This is a genomic window from Scandinavium sp. UTDF21-P1B (assembly GCF_040750395.1).
GTDB lineage: Bacteria > Pseudomonadota > Gammaproteobacteria > Enterobacterales > Enterobacteriaceae > Scandinavium.
Window position 1 is genome coordinate 1 of sequence record NZ_JBFLVD010000020.1, and the last position, 17,466, is coordinate 17,466.

Consider the following 17,466-nt stretch of genomic DNA (forward strand, 5'->3'; position numbering starts at 1 on the left):
TCTAATACTGGGGGCAGGTCAAATACGTAACCCTTTATTGGACTGGTCAATAGGTTATGCAGTATTGTGACGGGGAATAACATGGTCTGGAACTCGTCATTAATTACATATGCTAACCGGCTTACTGAAAATAGAGGGATGTTAAGTGACAAGTAAGATGTCAGGAAAACTGCTTGTTTTGGTGGGTTTATTTTTTTCTACAACAGCTTTGGCTGTGCCAACACAAAACGAAGATGTAGCTTCATTGATTAATCAGCGTTTGTCTTACATGAAGGACGTTGCAGGATACAAAGCGAACAATCATCTTGCCATTGAGGATTTATCTCAAGAAGCAAAAGTATTATCAAGCACAGCACTCGAAGCAGAAAAGCTGGGCTTGGATGGAGAGTCGGTAAAATTTTTTATACAGGCGCAAATGGATGTAGCCAAGGCAATTCAGTACCGCTATCGTGCTGACTGGTTATCTATATCTGAAAAAGGCTGGCAACCTAAGTCCCTGGAGCAGGTAAGAAAAAAAATTAGTGCCTTAAACACCAACATTCTTGCTGATGTCAGTACGAAACTAGCAATGGATTATCGGTTTACTGACAAAACCGCCTTCATGAAAAAGCTTGACCAGACTCACTTAAAAGATAGCGATAAAGAACGTCTATGGAATTCGTTACGACAAATTACTTTGAAAAAATTAAAGCGTCAGCACGACGTTTCTGTCCACGGTACACCTGCGGCCAAACTTGATGGTTAGGGAACTCAAAAAGGGGCGATATAGTTTTTTAAATGCAGCTACTATCTCGCGGTTGGTCATCCCTTGGGCATACAACGGCAGAATTTGGTTTGCGCCGTTCAGGCTGGCGGGTGATAACCAGCCAGCCTAGTTGATTCAACGCGACTGCGGACGCTTAGCGCGAAAGTGGCATTATCTTGCTGCCTAAATCCGCGCCATCCTCTGACAATGCTTCAATGACCACAGAGGTCTGGGTCGGCAGATGGTGCTTACAGACGCCATACGCCACCAATGTTTCGCCGGGCAGGATATACGACTTCTCCAGCGTGCCTGGCATATTATCCGGCAGCAATTTTATCTCTGTCTTCAAATGTAGCGTGGAAAGCCCAGTATTCGTGACCTTGAGCACATTGCCTTTAGCGGACCAGTTAAGCTGGTTCTGGCTGTCGGGGGAGGCTTGCGACGCAATGACATCAGCCTGTTGCTGCCCGGTCTCTCGCGTCATCCTGGCCGCGATGTTATGTTCCGATGTATCATGCTTTTCTTCCTCTCCCTGTTTCAGGGAAGTGGAATGGGGCTGCATAGCGATACTGGACGATGCATCCAGTGATGAAAGCGATGCATGAGCGCACGCGCTAAATACCAGAGAAAACAATACGGCACCGATGCGTTTTTTATTCATGGTCATGATCTTATTTCTGATAGATTAAAATTTGTTTGGGTATACTGACTTAATAAATTAATCAGGATTTCTTTGTGTTAAATGTCTGTCGCACGCGTCAATGAAAACGAAATTATTTTTTATTTTAGATACCAGGTATTTCTCATCATGCATGGTGCAAATGCGGCGAGTTAAAACCTCTCTGCCAGTAAAGCGAAGAATTACCAGCTCATACGGCGTAATAATGCTTTGCTCTGCCTAATTTTATTCAGCGCCTTGATGCTGGCGCGGATTGATGAGAGATACGCGCGGCGGCTGCCCTGCCCTGAATTAGCCAGTTGTTGTTTGCGTGTCATTTTGCTGTGATGGATTTTGCCCGGTTACGCGAGGGGGGGATATTTGACAAGTATGAAATTGACGAGTGAATCGACAGTGCGGCCTCTGTTGTCGACGGCCCGGTACAGATACGCCCAACGGCCATTGACCTTCACGTAGGTTTCATCCATATGCCACGGGCAAAGATCGGAAGGATTATGCCAGTACCAGCGCAGCCGTTTTTCCATTTCAGGCGCATAACGCTGAACCCAGCGGTAAATCGTGGAGTGATCAACATTCACTCCGCGTTCAGCCAGCATCTCCTGCAGCTCACGGTAACTGATGCCGTATTTGCAGTACCAGTGTACGGCCCACAGAATGATGTCACGACTGAAATGCCGACCCTTGTATTGGTTTTCCCGCCTCAGTCTGGGGCAAAACAAAAAGCCCGATCTCACCAGTCGGGCTTTTTTGGGTTCTGTCGCATTAAGGCAGCGTCACTCAACGTCGGTAAACCTGATGAAGAGACGATTATCATCAGGCAGAGTAAATATCTGAACAACCTAGTGGAACTTAAAGTCCTTCAGCACCACCAGAGGCTGCATGATCGCGATCTTTGCAATAGTGCCCTGAACACTACTCATCACGGGCATTGTCAAGATCGGCCTCTGCACGCTCCAGCTTTTTGCGAAGCTCCTTAACTTTACGTTCTTTGCGCCGGATGTCATCTCCATCACTGTATTGCTTGGATGGATCCCTGCAATTCTGTTTCACCTCTGATAAGGCACGTTCCAGCCCCGCAATCTCATACGTGTTATTGTATTTTTTCGCATAGCTCATCTGGCGCCTGATGGCCTCTTTTCTCTGCTCACAGTTTTGCGTTTTTGCCACTGCCTCTGTGAAAAAAGAGGGCACAGCCACCAGAACGAGGATAAGGTAAATTATATTTTTCATATGCAATTATCATCTCCATTGATATTTGTAGTTATTATCCATTTTTTTAGCCCAATGGGAACACCCTGCAATTTCACGATACTCGTACCGAACCTATCTATTGGATGTCAACTAGTTTTGCCGACTGGCGCCAACTACTCTGGCCGCATCCATTGATTGGTGGTTTTAAGCCACGCTGGTTACTGCCTTCGCTGTCTTTTTCCGGCAACCTGCCGCCGTTAATGCGACAGAACCCAAAAAGATCCTGAGACTGGTGAATATCGTCTTCGAGTAGCTCCCATCGCTATACGACGGGCACCTCGATAAGTAGTTACAACATACCAATAGATGTATTAACACTCCTATCCGTGCATATCTGCAACTCCAAGCCTCCATCCACCACTGAAAAGCGAAGCCGTCCCGGGCCGAAGGCCCGGAACAATGTTGCTTTTAATGATGGATGTTGTAACTAGGGTTTTGAGTTGCTGTAAGTAGTGGTGCTGGGGCTTTTGTGTACACGCCCGTAAGCGCACAGAAGCTTCTGTACCGCGTCTAGTGGGTTTTTGTCTTACAGGGCGAAAGGATGGATTGGCAGAACCTATCAAAACGGTAACCGGCTGCGCCAGTCTCTCACTGAGCCATATTCACCATCAGCTGGCGCCTCCATGTCGCTTCGCGCCATTGAGTGGACCTGCGCGCCAGTCCGGTAAGCCTGTGATATAAACGATTATGTTTATAAACACTTCTGTGGATATCGATATGCTGCTGACCGACTACATTGACAGCGTGTACGGAACGACGCACGGAAACCGGGCGCGCTTTCTGAGGGACAACCCGGATATCCTTCCCCAGGAGCTGAGCCGCCGGCTTAAGGCAGGCCTGAAAATCAGGCCAGAGACTGGAGAAATCTACAAGCCCGTATCACGCCGCGTCAGGATACCATCGGCGGTGGCTGCCGGGGCTGGCGTCTTTCTCTCTGACGGCCTGCGTGAACGTGTCGCGACACTGGCCACCGCACAGAACGTGACAACTGATGCCATGCTGAATGCCCTGGTGGAGCGCGAGGAGCTGTGCCGGAAACTGTCCCTTCAGACGGATAATGGTGACGCCGTGCCGGAACAGCAGATTGCCGGCATTGTCAGCCGGTACTTTTCAGCACTGTCTGAGCGCTGTGAAACCGGTGCCTGGCACAGGGTGCTGGAGGGGCTGGTCCGGGAACTGGTGGAATCTGGCCTGCCGTCATTCCATACCGGGAATGTTGCCGAGAGCCGCCGGCTGAACATTCCCCGCACCGCGTATTACTGGTACGGCGGTTTCGTGGCAAAACGCGTGGCCATGATGCTGGGATGTTTCGATGTTTATCTGTGGAATGAAATGATGCGGCCGGACAGCGACGTGTTCTTTGTGGGTGATGCGCGCAACGTCGTCGCCTGCTACTTCATTTGCCAGCAGATGTGCCGCCAGCTGAAAGCCGTGCGGCTGAACTGGCGTAAGCAGCAGGGCACGTGGGGGAGCCGGGCTGAACTGGATGAGGCTGCGCACCGCTACACGCAGCGACTGGCTGAAGGGATAATGGATAACGGTATTTTTATCGGTGGCGACGAGCAGAATTTTTACCGGCTTCACAGATATGTGGAAAAGCATTATGCATGGACCATGCGTTGAGAGGATTAATGCCCGGGCATTTGCTCAACCTGTCCCATTACTGAGGGAGTATATTTTGATGAACATAAGTGTAGAAGATTTGTTTCCGGAGTCATTTAAAAGAATTAAAGCAGAAGAAGAAACTAACAGGCCTGATCCCAACTGGTTTGCACATTTACCCCCTGAAAAAATTAATGCGTATATGTCCAAGTACCCGTTCAAATCCTTTGATGATATTCCAGAGGATAACAGTGGGTTGCAGTATGAAACGCCCCGGTAATCCTGGAGACTAAACTCCCTGAGAGAGAGGTAACAGGATGACTAAAAATACACGCTTTTTCCCCGGAGGTCCGTCAGCGGGCCGTCCGTATGGTTATCGAAAGCCAGAATGGCTATGACTCGCAGTGGGCGGCCATCAGCTCCATCTCCCTTAAAATCGGCTGCACGCCTGAGACCCTGCGTATCTGGCTGCGTCAGTATGAGCGCGATGCCGGCACAGGTGACGGCAGGCTCACCACCGCTGAACGCCAGCGCCTTAAAAGTTGGAAGAAACCCAATTGGCGGCTCTGGCAGGGACAGTGACAGACGCGCAACTGGAGTCCGCAGGATACCGTCAGGCAGGATACCTTTTTCCCCGTGTTCAGGAAGCCGGTAAATATCTCTGGGCGGCACGTCGGGGATTTACCACCTATGGCGGCGCCGGGCATTTCTGGCTGCCTGTGGCTTACCGGGAGACCCTGCTTACGGGTGCGGTGAATGTTACCCGTGATGCGTATGACTGTGTCATCACCACTACGCGGGATGCCGCTGGCCTGACGACGACGACAGAGTATGACTGGCGTTTTCTGACCCCCGTCAGGTTTACTGACGCGAACGATAATGTCCATACGGTTACGCTGGATGCACTGGGGCGTATTATGACATCCCGGTTCAGGGGTACGGAAGAGGGCATCGCTACCGGCTACAGCACTGATGCAATGATGATTCCGGCTGATGCAGAGGCTGCCCTGGCCCTGACCTCATCCTTGCCGGTTGCACAGTGCATCGTTTATATCGCGGACAGCTGGATGGCGGGTAACACGGAGAACGGCGGGAGAATTCCACCCCATGTCCTGACGCTGACAACTGACCGTTATGACAGCGATAACGCCCAGCAAATCCGCCAGCAGGTGGTTTTCAGTGATGGCTTCGGACGGGTCCTGCAGACTGCCGTCAGGTATGAAGGGGGAAAGCCTGGAGCCGGACAGGCAGCGGCGGGTTACAGACCGGAGCAGACGATCTACCGGTGGAAGTGGAAACCGCCTTCCGTTGGGCCGTCAGTGGCCGGACAGAATATGATAATAAAGGTCAGGCAGTCCACACGTATCAGCCATATTTCCTCGACAGCTGGAAGTATGTCAGCGACGACAGCGCCCGCCATGACCTGTATGCCGACACCCATTATTACGATCCGTTGGGGCGCGAATGGCAGGTGAAAACGGCACAGGGTTGGCTACGCCGTACATTATTCACGCCGTGGTTTGTGGTCAGTGAAGATGAAAATGACACGGCGGCAGAGGTCAGCGAATGACTGACAGCAGATGAAACATGGCATAACGGATGAGGTAGTCAGTTTATGAACCATAATAGCAGCCTGGTTTATCAAGCAACCCCGACGGTCACGGTCCTGGACAACAGGGGGCTGGCCGTGCGCGACATCGTGTACCACCGCCATCCCGGCACCCCGGACGTTACCAGTGAGAGCATCTCCCGCCATCAGTACGATGCCCGCGGCTTTCTTATGCAGAGTGCTGACCCGCGTCTGTACGACGCCGGACTGGCGAACTTCACGTATCTTAAGGACCTGGCCGGCAATGTTCTGCGTTCACAGGGTGTGGATAACGGCATCACAGTGGCGCTAAACGACGCCGCAGGTCGATCATTTATCGTAGTCAGCAATATCCGCAGCGCTGATGACGGTACGGAAGACAGAAGCCAGGCGGTAACCCGTACCTGGCAGTACGAGGACGCAACGCTGCCGGGGCGCCCGGTGAGTGTGACTGAACAGGCTACCGGCGAAGCCGCCCGCATCACGGAGCGCTTCGCGTATGCCGGCAATACCGATGCGGAGAAAGCCCTGAACCTCGCCGGCGTGTGTGTCAGTCATTACGATACTGCCGGCCTGATGCAGACCGATAGCATCGCCCTCACCGGCGTGTCGCTCTCCGTTACCCGCCGCCTGCTGAAGGACGCGGACAATCCCGATATCGTGGCCGACTGGCAGGCTACCGATGCCTCAGCATGGAACGACCTGCTCGCCGATGAGAGTGAGCGGCATATAACCCGGACCACCGCTGACGCCACCGGCGCGGTGTTGACCACCACAGATGCGGCCGGAAATGAGCAGCGAGTGGCGTACGACGTGGCGGGCCTGCTATCGGGCATCTGGCTGACCCTGAAGGGCAAAAAAGAGCAGGTTATCGTGAAGTCTCTTACGTACTCAGCCGCCGGGCAGAAGCTGCGCGAGGTGCACGGTAACGGGGTGGAGACCACGTACACGTATGAAGTTGAGACGCAGCGGCTGACCGGGATTAAAACGGAACGTCCGTCCGGCCATGCGTCGGGTGCGAAGGTGTTGCAGGACCTGCGTTATGAGTACGACCCGGTGGGGAACGTGCTCGGTATCAGTAACGACGCGGAAGAGACGCGCTTCTGGCGCAACCAGAAAGTGGTGCCGGAAAACACGTACGTCTATGACAGCCTGTACCAACTCGTCGACTTTCTGCTGACCGCCAGGCGTGACGCGGCAGCGGCGTTGCGCTTCTTACGTAAGGCTATCCGCCATCACTGCGAACCTGAGGTGGTACCATCGATAAAAGCGGTGCAAACACCGCTGCCCTTGCGGAGCTGAATGCTGGCAGGGAGGAGTGCATTAAGGTCAGGCAGAGTAAGTACCTGAACAATCTGGTTGAGCAGGATCACCGTAGCATCAAACGGCGGATAAAGCTGATGACGGGATTCAAATCCTTCCGACGGGGGCAGATTGTCCCCGGCAGAGCAGTTTTACCTTCTGGTTGCATAAAAAATTAACAGACCCGATTTCCGGCAACCTGCCGCCGTTAATGCGACAGAACCTTCAGGTACGCAACCTGTCCGCGAACGCCACTTGCCAGTCTGCAGGGCAGCGTTCGCTATACCTATGTGCGTGAAGGAAACTATTATCGGTTGCATCTGCAACCCCGCAGCGCCGAGATGGTTGAGCTTTTTGAGGTTCTCAAAGACGATAACATTAAGTTAAAGATAACTCCTTTAGACAGTAATGATTACATGATCGAAACACCGATTAAGACGGTTTTTTTGTGCACTGCTGAATGATGCTTTACTATGGGTAAACACAGTGTCCAAATTTCGATTAGATTCATTATGTTAAATGAACAATGAAAGTTCATTACTTCACGTACTTGACGTATCTATTGCCAACACCAAACTGCTGGTATCAGGTTACGTTTTGCTGAATGCGCTTGAGTTGAATCAACCGCAGTACAGCTGAGCCGCCAGTCGGTATACCAGACAATCCGCATGGCAAAAGGGCCAATGCGTTGCCGCCCGGGCTTCTGCGCAGGTCAGGATAACATCAGTGCGTTAACTTCGGTCAACAAACAGCGAGGAAAATATGGAACGCCGTTACAATAAACTCAGTATTGCTGGTTTAATTTTCTGTGCCCTGACGCTTCCTTTAGCACAGGGGTGCGCCACTAATCAGGATCCGCGGGTGGAGGCTGCGGTGGCGGATAAACCTTTTTACGACTGGTTTAATAACTTAATCAGTCAGATTAAGGCCGATCCCAGCTATAAGCGCCTTCCGATAGATAGTAAAGCGCAATCAAACGATTTCCTCGCTCTGCTGCACACTGCCTGGCAGCATAAAATTTCGAAGAGAGAGTTTACCCAACGCGTCAACAGCCAGTATCCTGGCCATGAATACGAAACTTCGTTCATCGTCGCCAGACTTCCTTAAACATCCGCCAGTGAAGCGCGTGTCGGCAGGTAAACTGCCGATATGGATGCTTGCTCACCATACCGCTCAGGTCCGGCGCGTCAGCACCGGACCTGGATGAGGTCATTATCTGGAGAGCTGCTGTGCAGCCTGCTCAATTTTATGATTGAGTTATTTTAAAGAGCCAGAGCATTCAGGCAAACTGAGGGCCAATGGAACGAAAACGTACGCTAAGAGATTTATTTACTGTTTTTAAAAGGTTTCAATTGAATAGCTTTTTAATTCATAGTTCTTGCCATTATGATGTAATCGATCAAATATGTGGTTAGGTTCTCTCCTGCCATTCGACCGTTGCGAGGGAGGCTTTACTCAAATACTGTCCCTACCAAATTAAGGATTTTATGAGAAATTTACTCGCTTTGCCAGTTGTCTCTGCTGCTCTGTTTTTCACCGTTCCTGTGTATTCCATGGAGGTTTCCGCTGATGCGATTCGGACTATTCAGGAATACAATGGAAATGCCCGTATTGTGTTTAAGCTGGCCGAGAAATTCCAAATCACATCGGAAAAAACCACAAAAATTAACGGCATGACCGTATTCTCCGGGAATGTTGTCGTAACGTTTAAGGGGACGACACTGAAAACGGACTCTATTACTGTGAAAAAACAAGCAGATGGTACTTCTCTTCTGGAAGCGAAAAAAATCTCACTGGAACGTGCGGATAGCTTTATTGAATAAATCAGAGTAAGCCGATAAAACGGCACCCACTGCTACATCGGTTATGTGACTGTCCGGCATACCCAACAACGTCATCCGGTTTAGCGCTTTGACCATCTCCACAATGATCTGGCAACACAAAACACGCACCCGGAAAACCGGGGCAATTCACCATTTGAGATAAAGGATATTGAACTTATGTTTTTACATTCTCTTTATCTTATAGCTATTATTGTCGAGGCCATCACTGCTGCTCTTGCTGCAGGTCGTCGTAATATGGACTGGGTTGGGGTATGTACGCTAGGTTGCGTAACGGCACTCGGGGGAGGTTCTGTCCGCGATGTACTTCTCGGAAATCATCCTCTGGCTTGGGTTGAGCATCCATTTTATTTACTCATCACGGGTGGCACGGCCCTTTTGACTATTTTTATCTCTCGATTCCTCCATCATTTGCGGAAGCTGTTCCTCTTTTTAGATGCCGTAGGGCTGGTTGTATTTACTCTGATCGGTTGCAATGTCGCTATAACTCTCACCATGCCATTTATTATTATTATAGCGTCAGGTATGATAACTGGATGCGTAGGGGGTGTACTTAGGGATATTCTCTGCGCTGATATTCCTTTGCTTTTCCGACAAGAACTTTATGCTGTCGTTTCCGCACTTACAGGATTAATCTATACAGTGGGATTGTGTGCAGGCTTGAATAATGAATTGATGATGACACTGGCAATGAGCTCAGGATTGGCTTTACGACTTATGGCTTTACGTTTTGGTTGGGGCATGCCAAAGTTTATTTATACTAAAAACTTACATTAATAGTATTACAGGGCTGTTCAGAACAGGGGGGCCTGATGGCTGCGAATTGAATGTCTGCCCTAGGGGGGCTCAGAGCAGGATTTCGCTTTGTTCGTTTTTAAATCAAAAAGTAATTCCGTCCTGAAATCTGCGTTCCAGCCTGCACGATTTCTTTTACTGCCGATGCTGCCCCTGAGTGGGTTATGTTTCAGTAAAGCCAGTGCAACCCGGTTTATCAGCGCTATATGGTTGGCTTTTGCCTGAACAACAAAATCCCCCTGCCGTGATCAAAAGCACGGTATTTTTGCAGCCACTCCAGCTGAGCATCGCCAAAGACCTGAATATATTTCCAGCCCTGCGCGCCGCTCAGAACGGCAGCTAACACCAGAAACAGCACATCAAGAAGATTGTGCTTAACATTAATGTCCCTTCTCGGGTCAGGAACTGCAGATAAATCGTCGAAGATATTCACTACCTTCCTGCATACATGGCTTATCTCGCTGCGCCATAAGCTGCGTAAGGTCCCCGTCGAAGTCCTTGAACTTTCTCCCCCTTATGTACAGACAGTTCTGACCGGGAATAAACAAAAAGACGACCCCCGCGCTATGCCGTTGTCGGATTACATCAGCGAAGTGATGAATCTACTGGAACAAGGATCATCCCGGAGGAGAAATCTTGTTAAAACGCGACTATGTCCGTCGCTGGGCCGAACGCGATGGTCGTTATGACGAGATCTTTGCCGTATTTAATCCGGAATGACAGCAGAGATCACATGAAAGAGGGAATCTCTGGTTCAGCGCTGCATTGATACCGGAACAACAACACACGGAATCGGATACCAGACTATTATTGATCTGGCTGAATTGTTTTCAATTGATGCGATGAAGGATATAGCGCGTTTCCGCTATATCCTTAAGGAATACCTGTCGCAAAGAGTATCGACAGGGAAAAGATTATCAGAAATAGCGAACGAAGAACTGAGCGCTACCTGCGAAAGCCACTTCCTGGGAGTTAGTGATTTCGGACTTCTTATTAATCTGTGGAACGACGTCAAAGGTAAAAGTAAATGCGGTACCAACTGCAGGCTGATTTGTGGTGGTATCCAGCACAGTCCAGTCTTCAACCGTTGGATATCCCCAGCCAAAATTGCTGACGGCGAAGGACTCCGTACCACGCCCACCATAGCCAAATTTGGAACTATTCTCAGTACCATCATAGGAAGAGGATTTACTGACGAGAGTAAAGTTGCCAATTCTCTTATTTGTTACCGGATCCATACCAATGCCAAAAATACGGGCTGCTACATTACCGTTATCATAAATTGTGCCTGGTATTTTAATACCTGCAATAGCACTTGCGGCATTAGCATCCGTTGCCCAGAAAGCAATATGGGTCGCAAGGCCGTCTTCACAGGTTACACTTAAGGTGGCTGATTTAGGGGGCAGCGGCGTAAAGGTGGTATTGCTCAGGCTGTTATGGCTAATCGGATCCCAGACCAGATTTTCACCGCCGCCGACAATGCTGGCATCACATGCCGGAGGGGTAATTTTCCCGGAGACATTAATGGTTGGGTTGGCAGCATACGCAGAACCTGCAACCATCAACGACGTAATTAAAAATAATTTAGAATAACACATGATAAAACTCCTCTTTATATCTTTATACAATAAGTTATATTGCCACTGCTGCTTTTAAATTATGACTGATCAATTAACAAGTAATTTGGAATTGAAATAACCAGCTGCAATATGCCTAATCAGAAATAACGGACAAAGAACTGGACTGAGCCAGAGAATGGCACCTCCTGAGCATTTGTTATTTGTGATTTTTTATTAATTTGTGGCACAACATCAAATGTAAATGTAAAACTATTAGCAAGAGCGGGTGTTTTGCTGGTGACATCCAGGACAGTCCATTCCTGCGTGGATCCCAGTCCCCAACCCTGGGTAAGATTTGCGACACCAAAAGACTCAGTGTTATGACCACTACCATTATCCACATAACCAACAGTCTGATTATTCTCGGTACCATCATACGACGAGGTTTTACCAATCAGACTAAAATTACCAATTTTATTATTTGTTACCGGGTCCAGACCAATACCATAAATACGGGCTGCGTTTTCACCATTACTGCCGCTGGTACCAGGAACTTTAATACCAGGTGCAGCACTGCTGGCATTTGCATCGACTGACCAAAAGGCCATACGTGTGGTTAAACCACTTTCACAGGTGATCTGTAACGTAGCAGGCTTAGCCTCAAGAGCAGTAAAGGCGGTATTGCTCAGGCTGTTATGACTAATCGGATCCCAGACCAGATTGCCATCCCCAGCAATGTTGGCATGACACGCGGGTGGGGTAATTTTCCCTGAAACGTTAATGGTTGGATTGGCGGCCAGTACAGAACCCGTAGCCATAATAGTACTCAGTACTGCTAACTTATAAATATTCACAAATAGTCTCCATATTATTTATCACAAAAAAACATACTTCGGTAAGCGTTGTTGAAAACGCCTGAGTTAATATCAACAATCAATAAAAATTAATAACTTATTTATTGTTTCGCATTCGGTCCAACGCCATTCATAACAGCAGACTGGCGGTTGTCCAGAATATATCCATAATCCGTCACAGCGGAGAAATCCACTTTGCTGCCAGCGACCACTCGTGTATCGGCCGGTAATTCAGCGCAATTTTTCGAACCCGGTAGCGCATATGCTTTTGGCATTGTCACCGACGTTTTCCCTGGTAGCAGCGCCACATTATTGACAAAGCGGATGGCATATTTAGTGTCATTGCTGACGCACAGCTGATTACCAATGACACTCCATTTCAAAAACTCCCATTTATTCTCTACCGGAACATAACCCGCCGGGCGAATCACCACCGGTAAATCCTGTCCCACCATGAAACCGACATGAGCACCCTGCTGTTTCTTTTCCGGTGGGATCCCCATGAACAAAATACGGGCCAGGTGCTCTTTATCGAGCTTTTTGTTACTGCGATACAGCAGACGTACTGTCTGGGTTTCTCCAGGCTGAACCACCACGGCCTGCGGGGTTGGAATCAGTGCTGCATCCAGGTCCTCATCGTCCAGACGCTGAATTTTGCTGTAGAGCAGCACCGGTTCTTTATTGGTATTTTTAATCCCAATAGTGCCTTCGCGATCATTTTCTTCAATAATCAGCACTGAGGTGGTGGGCAGAACTGCCGATGCCAATGCATTACTGCATCCAGCGCCCGCACACAGCAATAGCGCTAAAATTGTCTTTCTATACTTTTTCATGTTTTTCTCCACACGTAACCGGAACATCGATTAACCCATCGGTTAATTCCGGATTGAATGATCCTTTTTTGATATAGCAGGTAACCTGGTTACTGCTGTTTATTTTGGCGTTACTTTCGGCCAACCTGGTGGCCTTCTCCTGGCTGAGCATCAGGATATTTTCGTCAATGGTGTAACCAAGCAACTCAGCATTCTCATTTAACAACTTCGCACCATATGGAAAACTATTTCCGGCGCTCACCAGCCTGACCAGATACACCCGCTCCTGATCTGAGGAAAAATCAACCTTGCCAACCGCACCGCGCCTGATGGTAATTTCCTGATGCGGATTCTTGACATACGCGCCTTCCGGAAGCGTTTTGGTGACAATATCGACTGAGTTCGATCGTCCTTCAAATAGCTGCGGTGCAATCGCTAAACCATCATAATTGGTTATTACTCGTGAAGTGGGTGTCGTCAGACTCGTATATCCCTTCACGCCGGTATTAATTAATGCAAAGGTGTCCTGTACCGGCACAGGGGAGAACACAATATTCTTCCCTGTACTAACGACTGAACCGGACAGATTCGTCGAATAGTTACGGTTGTGTTGATCACTCGCGGAATAATACGTGGTAGTATTCACATAAGGCGTCTGCCAGAATGCCTGGGCATAATGACGAGTGCTGTTACCATTTCCTCTGTAGTGATCAACCCCCACACCGACATTTAAATTATCGGTAATTGTCTGGCTGGCACTGGTGCCCAAAATCATGTTCTTCTGATAATGATTGACATAGGACGATAACGAACCTGATTTGCCACCATTTTTAAATGGCACACGCAAATTAATCATCGTCGACCATGAATTCTGTCGGTCATTTCCCAGTTGCCAGCCATAAGAAACGTTAGCGCTGAACGTGTAATAACGCGCAGAATATGAGCCAAACACTGATACAGAATTCATCGCTGGCATATTCCACGACGTGTAATGGGACAATGAAATCCCACTGCCGACAGATCCGAAAGGTTGGCTTATTCCTCCGGATACAGAATAATGCGGGCTATAGCGCTCATCTGGGTAACTTGTATCCAGCGTCTGCTGACTTTCACCCAAATCACGGTAGTTATAGCTCTGCCAGCTCAGCGAGAGATACGGCGTGGCCGTCCCCCATTGTCCTGATAAATTGCTACTTATCTTTTGCCCTAAATCGCCATTCTTACCGCTACGGGAAAGACTGAAATTCATGTCACCCTGGGTGTTGTAAGGGATCAGATTGGCGTAAAGACCTGCCCCCAGCCCGGTATAGTGTTCAGCCAGCAGCATTCCGGCAAAAGGTTGCAAATAGTCATAAAGCGGCAGCCTGTATTCCGCCCCTAACACCGGTACGTTACCCACACCGCGTGATGGATCTGTCTGTCCGGCAAACAGAGCAAACCGGGAAGCCATCTGGCTGCTGACGCTGAATGCTGCCCGCGGGATAGTCTGTCGCTGCTCACCGCCACTGTTCTCACGAACCACGACCTCGGCATCTGCATACGCCGTGTACAGCGGAACAGCATCAAACATGAACGGGCCTGCCGGGACCGGGCGTGAAAAGATTATTTTCCCCTGTTGATATACTTCCACCTGCGCATAACCTGGTGCAATGCCACTGACACTGACAGTGGAGTCACCACTGTGCATGCCGGCATTGTTATCAAGAGTAAAACCATTAATCTGCCCCGCACCAAACAGCGAGTTACCAACGCTGAGATAACCTCCGCGAAAGCGCAAAGTATCCGCGATATCTGTTTCCAGCCAGGCGCTGTTCAGGCTTTGCTGGCTGTAGCTCTTTCCCCACGAAGGGCTGTAGTGCGCATACGAGAAATTCGTACGCAGCAGGACATTCTTAAAATTTGCCCCCCAGCCCATCAGTGCATTTATGCTGTCGGTATGTGAACCAATCCCTGTGCTGCGATTCACGCTGGCATTGTAATTAAAAAAAGTACCAAAACCACCAGACTGAATATTATGAAACTGCGATGTCTTTTCCAGATAGAAATCGGGAATAGTGATGGTTAATGCATTTTTACTACTGTCGTAGTGGCTCTCCAGTAGCGATATTTTTTTGCGATCAAGGCAATCAGTCCCCGGTGTCAACACAATTAAATCGGGCTTAAACATAAACTCGCGTAACAGATTTTCTGATAAGCAGGCATTACCATCGATATCAAAATTAATTTCCTGCACGCCGCCATATTGACCATTCAGATAAATACCAGTATTGATTTTCCCATAAGGTTTATCCGCTTGTTTTATCGCATTCTTTGCCTCGTCGCGGTTTAGTCCCAATGATTCAATGGCATTCATGTTGAAACTAATAGGTTCAGCCGCAGATGACATATTAATAAACATTGTAAAATTAATGAAAGCTGTCAAAAAAAACAGAGAACCACAATGAAGTTTAAGATGTTTCATATCCAATCCGATGGTATTGCTGGAGCCTTTTTTATATCAACAATAAAGTCTTTCATTCATCCTGGACAGAGAGGTGGCATCCCACCGGAAGATAAAACATCTCTTTCAACATCTGAACTTGATGACCATAATATTACAAACACATATAGGAACACTCCTAATGATATATTCATGATTTAAAATAGAATCATTTTCAATCAATGCATTATATTTTTGTTATATTCACTATCTGTTTCTTGTCTGTAATTTTACTCATAATCGGTGATTATTTTTATAAGATAAGATACATATCTTATAAGAAAGACGAATATGAAATTAAGAAACTTCTCTCAGTGTTCAGATTTTTCCCTTCCAGTTTATTATGAGTCGGCGTTGCCTGTTTTTCCTGCAATTGGAAGTTGCCGTAACCTTCCACTACTTCCCACTTAAACATTTCTGCGTTAGTGGTTGCAGAGGCGTTAATAGCATAGCCTGCATTGTACGTTTGTTTCTGCACAACAATATGATCCTGCAGAAGATTAATCACAGGCACAGAGTGAGCATCACCACCACCATTATCCGGCGGAGTGATGTCACTGTCACCGCTGTTATGTCCGGCAAATTCCACGTCGAGAATATTATAAAAAGCATTAGTGGTATCATGGACGGTCCAGACTGCCAGGATTTCCTGATAGCCTTCACGCTCCGGGACATCACAGGTATGAACCTAAAGAGTGCATTCATACAGGTAACTATACGATCAAACTTACGGCAGGGCGTTATGTTACATCTACAGAATATGTCACTTACCATGTTATTTCTCCAGTACCACCAGTGATTTAACTTGATGTGTAGTGTGCCCTGTAAAAAAACCTGAATAGGGTAACATATCATCTTTATATACGCCTGTTTCGGTCTGAAGCAGGAGTAGCGAAAAACTCTGGACTTCTGTGTGATTAACTTACTCTGGTGCCTCCCTGCTTTTCAGGGGGATGAAAATTGTTACTCCGGGGTTTGGGTAGCAGGATAACAGTAAACGCTTTAAAATGACTGCTTAACTGCGTTTTGGGTTCCGTTACCCCCCAAACCCCATTAACGGATTTCGGCACCATAAATGAATAGCGCCCCTGCATATTGATATGTCCGCACTGTAATGGTGAAATTTTTTCAACATCTTCATCCTGAACCTGACTTGGCAGAATGGATTACGAGCCGTTCAGGTATGTCCAGACGGTTACCGGTATTTAGCCTTCCTTTCAGACACTACTTATCTATGCGTCTTATCATCACTGCTGCTATCACCAGCAGTGTAATAGCAAAGGACGCATTAACCATCAATGCAGTCAGCATATTCCCTCCCTCATTTATGTTAATTCATGCTGTATCCATCGTTTCTTTCCCGCCCATCAGTGTAAAGCCGATGCGGAATACTTATAGGCAGACGAAATAAATCTAGGCATACTCTATTTATTTATCTAAAAAAGCAACACGCATTACGGGAATTATGTTATGTCGCCAAAATCACCATCTTGGCGCGTAAAGGGTGTGGTAATTCAGTGGTGGTAGTAAAAAGAATAGCAGCACGCAGCATGTTTTTTGACACTTGTTAATCCCGTAAAGCATATTGTGTAGTGGTTTATATGCTAATCTTTCCCCTGAATATTGAGAAAGGAGTAGCGATGGAATGGCTGGTCATTGATGTTCTTTATTTAAGAACAACAGGGAACTATGCGCTCACTCTTCAAGCCAGCATATTAAAAATGATGGCTGAGGTCACTTCCGAATCCCCTATTCTGCCTGGTGATAGTCTTTATCCCGTCATTGATGCCAAGTATCTGATTAACAAAAATGAGACCCGGCATCTGAAGGTCATCAGTGCAACTGTATTTTCAGAGAAACAGTGGCGTTTTCTGAAAAGATTATCCAGGTGCCAGACTACAACTACTGCTCAGACCGTACTAAATGGGTAAAACCCACAGCAGACAATCCGGTGAGATA

Annotated in this window: 14 protein-coding genes and 6 pseudogenes; 10 read left to right on the plus strand and 10 right to left on the minus strand. The window is 48.0% G+C overall.

Features of this window, described 5'->3' with window-relative positions:
• The first annotated feature begins 157 nt into the window (after nt 1-157).
• Nucleotides 158-745 carry a chorismate mutase gene (locus tag AB1287_RS17040; RefSeq protein WP_436799847.1) on the plus strand — a complete coding sequence of 196 codons (588 nt, stop codon included), beginning with the start codon at nt 158-160 and terminating at the stop codon, nt 743-745.
• 154 nt (nt 746-899) lie between these two features.
• Here the strand turns inward: AB1287_RS17040 and AB1287_RS17045 are convergent, their stop codons facing one another.
• From AB1287_RS17045 to AB1287_RS17060, 3 genes and pseudogenes are all read right to left on the minus strand, one after another.
• Entirely contained in the window at nt 900-1,412 is a 513-nt protein-coding gene (locus AB1287_RS17045; RefSeq protein ID WP_435618520.1) for a hypothetical protein, read from the minus strand.
• Nucleotides 1,413-1,810: 398 nt separating this feature from the next.
• A pseudogene (locus tag AB1287_RS17050) lies at nt 1,811-2,128 on the minus strand (IS6 family transposase); the annotation flags it as partial.
• Nucleotides 2,129-2,336: 208 nt separating this feature from the next.
• On the minus strand, nt 2,337-2,654 hold the full coding sequence (locus AB1287_RS17060; protein WP_435618521.1) for a DUF1090 family protein: 318 nt from the start codon (nt 2,652-2,654) through the stop codon (nt 2,337-2,339).
• Between the two features lie 708 nt (nt 2,655-3,362).
• Between AB1287_RS17060 and AB1287_RS17065 the strand changes: the two genes are divergently transcribed.
• The 8 genes and pseudogenes from AB1287_RS17065 (at nt 3,363) to AB1287_RS17105 (ending at nt 9,785) form a co-directional block, all read left to right on the plus strand.
• Nucleotides 3,363-4,298 (plus strand): hypothetical protein, encoded by a 936-nt coding sequence (locus tag AB1287_RS17065; RefSeq protein ID WP_435618522.1) that lies wholly within the window; start codon nt 3,363-3,365, stop codon nt 4,296-4,298.
• A gap of 58 nt (nt 4,299-4,356) precedes the next feature.
• Nucleotides 4,357-4,542 (plus strand): annotated as a pseudogene (locus AB1287_RS17070) (hypothetical protein); the annotation flags it as partial.
• Between the two features lie 52 nt (nt 4,543-4,594).
• A pseudogene (locus tag AB1287_RS17075) lies at nt 4,595-4,844 on the plus strand (transposase); the annotation flags it as partial.
• 718 nt (nt 4,845-5,562) lie between these two features.
• Entirely contained in the window at nt 5,563-5,847 is a 285-nt protein-coding gene (locus AB1287_RS17080) for a hypothetical protein (RefSeq protein ID WP_435618523.1), read from the plus strand.
• A 1,116-nt stretch (nt 5,848-6,963) separates the two neighbouring features.
• A pseudogene (locus tag AB1287_RS17090) lies at nt 6,964-7,335 on the plus strand (DDE-type integrase/transposase/recombinase); the annotation flags it as partial.
• A gap of 594 nt (nt 7,336-7,929) precedes the next feature.
• A complete protein-coding gene (locus AB1287_RS17095) occupies nt 7,930-8,274 on the plus strand; it encodes a hypothetical protein (RefSeq protein WP_435618524.1) in 345 nt (114 codons plus the stop codon).
• A gap of 380 nt (nt 8,275-8,654) precedes the next feature.
• Entirely contained in the window at nt 8,655-8,990 is a 336-nt protein-coding gene (locus AB1287_RS17100; RefSeq protein ID WP_435618525.1) for an LptA/OstA family protein, read from the plus strand.
• A gap of 177 nt (nt 8,991-9,167) precedes the next feature.
• Nucleotides 9,168-9,785, plus strand: coding sequence for a trimeric intracellular cation channel family protein (locus AB1287_RS17105; protein WP_435618526.1), 618 nt, complete (start codon nt 9,168-9,170; stop codon nt 9,783-9,785).
• Between the two features lie 259 nt (nt 9,786-10,044).
• Here AB1287_RS17105 and AB1287_RS17110 read toward each other — a convergent pair.
• The 7 genes and pseudogenes from AB1287_RS17110 to AB1287_RS17140 all read right to left on the minus strand — a co-directional run.
• Nucleotides 10,045-10,236, minus strand: a pseudogene (locus tag AB1287_RS17110) (transposase family protein); the annotation flags it as partial.
• Between the two features lie 484 nt (nt 10,237-10,720).
• Nucleotides 10,721-11,401: a DUF1120 domain-containing protein gene (locus AB1287_RS17115; RefSeq protein ID WP_435618527.1), complete on the minus strand. Its 681-nt coding sequence runs from the start codon at nt 11,399-11,401 to the stop codon at nt 10,721-10,723.
• Between the two features lie 119 nt (nt 11,402-11,520).
• Complete coding sequence (locus tag AB1287_RS17120) at nt 11,521-12,216, minus strand: DUF1120 domain-containing protein (RefSeq protein ID WP_435618528.1); 696 nt, start codon at nt 12,214-12,216, stop codon at nt 11,521-11,523.
• 101 nt (nt 12,217-12,317) lie between these two features.
• Nucleotides 12,318-13,049, minus strand: a complete 732-nt coding sequence (locus AB1287_RS17125) for a fimbria/pilus chaperone family protein (protein WP_435618529.1) — start codon at nt 13,047-13,049, stop codon at nt 12,318-12,320.
• Complete coding sequence (locus AB1287_RS17130; protein ID WP_435618530.1) at nt 13,036-15,489, minus strand: fimbria/pilus outer membrane usher protein; 2,454 nt, start codon at nt 15,487-15,489, stop codon at nt 13,036-13,038. Before AB1287_RS17130 ends, AB1287_RS17125 begins: the two co-directional genes overlap by 14 nt.
• Nucleotides 15,490-15,781: 292 nt before the next feature.
• A complete protein-coding gene (locus tag AB1287_RS17135; RefSeq protein WP_435618531.1) occupies nt 15,782-16,096 on the minus strand; it encodes a hypothetical protein in 315 nt (104 codons plus the stop codon).
• A gap of 9 nt (nt 16,097-16,105) precedes the next feature.
• A pseudogene (locus AB1287_RS17140) lies at nt 16,106-16,177 on the minus strand (lytic polysaccharide monooxygenase); the annotation flags it as partial.
• Between the two features lie 970 nt (nt 16,178-17,147).
• On the opposite strand from AB1287_RS17140, the gene AB1287_RS17145 reads away from it, so the two are divergent.
• The gene (locus AB1287_RS17145) at nt 17,148-17,438 is read left to right on the plus strand and encodes a polymyxin B resistance protein pmrD (RefSeq protein ID WP_435618532.1); all 291 of its coding nucleotides are present in this window, start codon (nt 17,148-17,150) and stop codon (nt 17,436-17,438) included.
• The last annotated feature ends 28 nt before the right edge of the window (nt 17,439-17,466 follow it).

What these genes read in the sequence shown, in the direction of transcription:
- AB1287_RS17060 (WP_435618521.1), bottom strand. Translation starts at nt 2,654, where the DNA reads ATGAAAAATATAATTTACCTTATCCTCGTTCTGGTGGCTGTGCCCTCT.
- AB1287_RS17100 (WP_435618525.1), top strand. Translation starts at nt 8,655, where the DNA reads ATGAGAAATTTACTCGCTTTGCCAGTTGTCTCTGCTGCTCTGTTTTTC.
- AB1287_RS17045 (WP_435618520.1), bottom strand. Translation starts at nt 1,412, where the DNA reads ATGACCATGAATAAAAAACGCATCGGTGCCGTATTGTTTTCTCTGGTA.
- AB1287_RS17040 (WP_436799847.1), top strand. Translation starts at nt 158, where the DNA reads ATGTCAGGAAAACTGCTTGTTTTGGTGGGTTTATTTTTTTCTACAACA.
- AB1287_RS17115 (WP_435618527.1), bottom strand. Translation starts at nt 11,401, where the DNA reads ATGTGTTATTCTAAATTATTTTTAATTACGTCGTTGATGGTTGCAGGT.
- AB1287_RS17105 (WP_435618526.1), top strand. Translation starts at nt 9,168, where the DNA reads ATGTTTTTACATTCTCTTTATCTTATAGCTATTATTGTCGAGGCCATC.
- AB1287_RS17145 (WP_435618532.1), top strand. Translation starts at nt 17,148, where the DNA reads ATGGAATGGCTGGTCATTGATGTTCTTTATTTAAGAACAACAGGGAAC.
- AB1287_RS17130 (WP_435618530.1), bottom strand. Translation starts at nt 15,489, where the DNA reads ATGAAACATCTTAAACTTCATTGTGGTTCTCTGTTTTTTTTGACAGCT.
- AB1287_RS17125 (WP_435618529.1), bottom strand. Translation starts at nt 13,049, where the DNA reads ATGAAAAAGTATAGAAAGACAATTTTAGCGCTATTGCTGTGTGCGGGC.
- AB1287_RS17095 (WP_435618524.1), top strand. Translation starts at nt 7,930, where the DNA reads ATGGAACGCCGTTACAATAAACTCAGTATTGCTGGTTTAATTTTCTGT.
- AB1287_RS17065 (WP_435618522.1), top strand. Translation starts at nt 3,363, where the DNA reads ATGTTTATAAACACTTCTGTGGATATCGATATGCTGCTGACCGACTAC.